This window comes from Nocardia sp. NPDC047654 (genome assembly GCF_043205035.1).
Lineage (GTDB): Bacteria > Actinomycetota > Actinomycetes > Mycobacteriales > Mycobacteriaceae > Nocardia.
Map to the genome: position 1 here is coordinate 1 of NZ_JBIDDF010000046.1, position 1,275 is coordinate 1,275.

The following is a 1,275-nucleotide window of genomic DNA, read 5'->3' on the forward strand; positions in this document are numbered from 1 at the left end:
GGATGCTCCTATGGATGTCAAGGAGCGGGTTGAGGGCTGTCTGTGGTGATGAGCTGGTAGAGCTCGCGGGCGACGTATCGTTTGAGACAGCGGATGATTTCTTTCTTGGACATGCCTTCTTTGGTGCGTCGTTCGGCGTAGGCGCGGCTGCGCGGGTCCCAACGCAGGCGGCAGAGCACGACGCGGTAGAGCGCGGCGTTGGCGTGACGGTCGCCGCCGCGGTTGAGTCGGTGCCGGTGGGTCTTGCCCGAGGACGCGGGAATCGGAGCGACGCCGCAGAGCATCGCGAACGCGGCCTCCGACCGGATGCGGTCGTGGTTCTGCCCGGCGGTGACCAGCAGTTGACCGGCGGTGTCGGTGCCGACACCGTGGGCGGCGACCAGCTTCGGGTTGATGGCGGCCACCAGCGGAGCGAGTAGTTCGTCGAGTTCGGTGATCTCGGTCGAGAGCTGCTGGTGACGCCGTGCCAGGCAGCGCAACGCGATCTTGGTGGCGGTGAGTGGGGTTGCGGCGTCGGTGTGGTCGGGTTCCAAGCCCGCGCACGTGGCGATCAGTGCGCTCACCGCCAGCCCACGCAACTGCTGGCGTAACTCGTCGGGGGCGGTGACGATCAGCGTCTTGATGCGGCGTTGAGCGTCTGCACGCTGGTCGACCGCAGACCGGCGCGCGACGCGAAGATTGCGCAGCGCTTCGACGCGGCCGTCGCGTTGTTTCGGTGTGCCGGTCCGGTGCTCAGCCAATGCCGTCCTCGCCGCCTGGATGGCGTCGATCGGATCGGACTTTCCCTGGAAACGGCGGGTCCTGCGGTCGGGACGATCGACTTCCACCACCTGGATATGGTTCTCGCGCAGTACGCGCGCCAATCCCGCACCGTAGACACCGGTGCCTTCCACTCCCACCCGAACCAGGTGGCCGAACCCGCGCATCCAATCCAGCAGCGCGGCATATCCTTCGGCGTCGGCGGTGAACACGCTGGTCCCCAGGACCCGGCCGACGGTATCGAGCACGGCGGCGGTGTGAGTGTCCTGGTGGGTATCGACTCCGCCGGCGATCTCGCCCGACGCGGTGTGTTCGTGTGTAATGGAGCGCATCGTCGTCCTGTTACTCGTCAACTGGGCAGGGCGGCACGCACCAGCCGGGCACGCGGACAAGACAGAGATGGGGCCTCTGGCCAGGCTCCTATGAAGTCACAACGCCACACCCAGTGAGTGCACACGAGCACCTCCCGCCCAGGCCGACAAATCCCGTTGAAGACCCCAAGTCAGTCAGTCGATG

Annotated in this window: 1 protein-coding gene; it reads right to left on the minus strand. The window is 66.4% G+C overall.

The window, feature by feature from the left end:
* Positions 1 to 17: 17 nt before the first annotated feature.
* Positions 18 to 1,082, minus strand: coding sequence for an IS110 family transposase (locus tag ACGF7Y_RS36465; protein ID WP_393242489.1), 1,065 nt, complete (start codon positions 1,080 to 1,082; stop codon positions 18 to 20).
* Between the last annotated feature and the right edge of the window lie 193 nt (positions 1,083 to 1,275).